Below are 3,389 nucleotides of genomic sequence, written 5' to 3'. Positions count from 1 at the left end.
AGCGGCTTCTGGGCACCACGATCCTGACCGTAGGTCGCCAGCAGCGCCTGCGCCTCGATCGGGTCACCCAGCTTGGTACCCGTCCCGTGCGCCTCGACGGCGTCCACATCGGCGGCCGTGAGGCCGGCGTTCGCCAGCGCCGCGCGGATCACCCGCTGCTGGGACGGACCGTTCGGCGCCGTCAGACCGTTGGACGCCCCGTCCTGGTTGGTCGCGCTGCCCCGCAGCACCGCGAGCACCTGGTGCCCGTTGCGCCGCGCGTCGGACAGGCGCTCCACCACCAGGATGCCCGCGCCCTCGGCGAAGCCCATGCCGTCCGCGTCGGCCGAGAAGGCCTTGCAGCGGCCGTCCGCCGCCAGTCCGCTCTGCTCGCTGAAGCCGACGAAGCCCTCCGGGGACACCAGGATGGTGACACCGCCGGCCAGCGCCATCGAGCACTCGCCGGAGCGCAGCGCCTGGGCGGCCATGTGCATCGCCACCAGGGACGACGAGCAGGCCGTGTCGATCGTCACCGCTGGGCCTTCCAGCCCGAGCGCGTAGGAGACCCGGCCGGACAGCACGCTCGTGGCGTTGCCGGTGATCAGGTGGGCCATGCCCTCGATGTCGGCGCCGTAGCCGTAGCCGGAGGTGTAGCCGCCGACGAAGACGCCGGTCGCGCTGCCGCGCAGCGACTCCGGGTCGATGCCGACCCGCTCCACCGCCTCCCAGGACAGCTCCAGCAGCAGCCGCTGCTGCGGGTCCATCGCCAGCGCCTCGCGGGGGCTGATGCCGAAGAAGCCGGCGTCGAACCCGCTCATGTCCTGGACGAACCCGCCGGACCTGACGTACGAGGACTCGCCGAGCGCCTCCAGGTCCCAGCCGCGGTCGTCCGGGAAGCCGGATATCCCGTCCCCGCCGGAGGCCAGCAGCGCCCACAGCCCGTCGGGGTCGACCACGCCGCCGGGGTAGCGGCAGGCCATCCCGACGATCGCGATCGGCTCGTCGGCCGCGATCGTGGCCGGCACGGCCGCCGGCGTCCCGGCGCCGTCCGGCACCGCCCCGAGCAGTTCCGCCTCCAGGTAGTCGGCCAGCGCGGCCGCGGTCGGGTAGTCGAACAGCAGGGTCGCGGGCAGCCGCAGCTCCGTGGCCGAGCTGAGGTCGTTGCGCAGCTCGACCGCGGTCAGCGAGTCGAAGCCGAGTTCGCTGAAGGCGCGGTTGGTCTCGACCGCCTCGGACGAGGCGTAGCCGAGCACATGGGCGGCCTTGGCCTGGACGAGTTCGGTCAGCACCCGGCGCTGCTCGGCCCGGCTCATCCCGGCCAGTCGGCGGACCAGGTCCTGCTCGACCGGCGCGGCCGGGACCTCGGCCAGCAGGGCGGCCAGCCGGTGGATTTCCGGCAGGTCACGCATCAGGGGGACGGTCAGCAGGCTCGCCGCCTGCTGCGGCTGCGCGAGGATGACGGACCAGTCGATGTTGGTGACGGTCAGCACGGTGTCGCGGCAGTCCAGTGCCTCGCCCAGGGCCCGGACCGCGAGGTCCGGGTCCATCACGCCCTCCCACTGGTTGCGGGCCAGCCGCTGCCGGGCCGCCTCGGAGCCCTGCGCCACGCCGGCCGCCCACGGGCCCCAGGCCACGGCGAGCGCGGCTAGGCCGCGGCTGCGCCGGTTCTCGGCCACGGCGTCCAGGTAGGCGTTCGCCGCACCGTAGTTGGCCTGACCCGGGCCGCCCGTGGTGGCCACCACGGAGGAGAACAGTACGAAGGCGTCCAGGTCGAGGTCGGCCGTCAGCTCGTCCAGGTAGGCCGCACCGGCGGCCTTGGCCGCGAGCACGGACTCCAGGCGCGCCGCCGAGAGGCCGTCGATCACGCCGTCGTCCAGCACCGCCGCGGTGTGCACCACGGTGCCCAGCGCGGGTCCGGTCGTGGCGATCCGGTCGAGCAGGCCGGCCAGGTCGGACCGGTCGGCCGCGTCGCAGGCCAGCACGTCCACCCGGGCGCCCCGGGCCGCCAGTTCGGCCGCGAGCGCGGCGACACCGGCGGCGCCGGCGCCGGACCGGCTGGTCAGCACCAGGCGCTCCACACCGCGTCCGACCAGCCAGCGGGCCACGTGCCCGCCGAGCGCACCGGTACCGCCGGTGATCAGCGCGGTGCCGTTGGTCGGCCGCCACGTCCCGGCCGCCGCCGGCTGGGGGGCGTGGGTCAGCCTGCGGCCCACGATGCCGGCCGGGCGGAGCGCGGCCTGGTTCTCGTCGCAGCCGGCCAGTACGGCCACCAGCTGCGAGCCGGTCCGCTCGTCCAGGACGGGTGGGAGGTCGATCAACCCGCCCCAGCGGTCCGGGTATTCGAGCCCGACGACCCGGCCGAAGCCCCAGACCTGGGACTGCAGCGGGCTGGTCAGCACCTCGTTCGGGGCGGTGGCCACGGCGCCCCGGGTGAGGACCCAGAGCGGCGCGACGACCTCGACGTCGCCCAGCGCCTGCACCAGGCCCAGCGTGGCGGCCAGGCCCACGGTCACCACCGGGTGGTCCGGCAGACGGGTCTCGTCCGTCGCCAGCAGCGACAGCACGCCGGACACCTCCCCGGTGCCCCGCAGCGCCTCGCCGAGCAGGGCGGCGAGAGCCGCCCGGTCGACCGTCCCGGCCGGGACCTCGACGAAGACGAGCTCGGCGCCGCGGGAGGACAGCGCGGCCACGCAGCCCTGGGCCACATCGCCGTCGGTCTCCCCGGCGGGGAGCACCACCAGCCACCGGCCGGACAGCCGGGCGAGGCCGCCGGGGACGGTCGCCGGGGACCAGGTCACCCGGTAGCGCCAGGCCTCCGTGACCGAGCGGTCCCGCTCGCGGCGACGCCAGGACGCCAGCGCGGGCAGCACCTCGATGAGCTGCTGGTCCTCGATGGCCAGCGCCTCGGTGAGGTGGGCCAGGTCGCCGCCCTCGACGGCGGCCCAGAACTGCGCCTCCGCCGCCGTGCTCGCACCGTCGCCACCCAGCGGGGACGGCGCTGCGGCGGACTGGAGCCAGTAGTGCTGGTGCTGGAAGGCGTAGGTCGGCAGCTCCACCACCTCGGCGGCGGGCAGCACCGTCTTCCAGTCGACCGACAGGCCGCCGACGTAGGCCTGGGCGAACGAGGTGAGGAGGCGGGTCGCGCCCGCGTTGTCACGCTCCAGCGAGCCCACCGTCAGGACATCGGCGACACCGGCGTCCTCGGCCGTCTCCGCCACCGCCGCCGTCAGCACCGGATGGGTCGACACCTCGACGAACGAGCCGTAACCGCCACCCAGCAGGGTGCGAACGGCCTCCTCGAAACGAACCATCCGACGCAGGTTCGCGAACCAGTAGCCCGCGTCCACCTCCGTACCGGACAACCACTCGCCCGTCACCGTCGAGATCATCGGAACACGACCCGCCCGCGG

At 74.8% G+C, this 3,389-nt stretch carries 1 protein-coding gene; it reads right to left on the bottom strand.

The genetic code is table 11. From position 1 onward, the window contains the following. Positions 1 to 3,356 (bottom strand): SDR family NAD(P)-dependent oxidoreductase (locus ABZ497_RS36650; protein WP_359812452.1); only part of this gene is annotated, 3,356 nt, incomplete at its 3' end. Positions 3,357 to 3,389: the final 33 nt, after the last annotated feature.

The sequence above is a fragment of the Kitasatospora sp. NPDC005751 genome (assembly GCF_040630835.1).
Taxonomy (GTDB): domain Bacteria; phylum Actinomycetota; class Actinomycetes; order Streptomycetales; family Streptomycetaceae; genus Kitasatospora.
The sequence above is the reverse complement of the archived record's forward strand: the minus strand, read 5'-3'. Positions and strand labels throughout refer to the sequence as shown.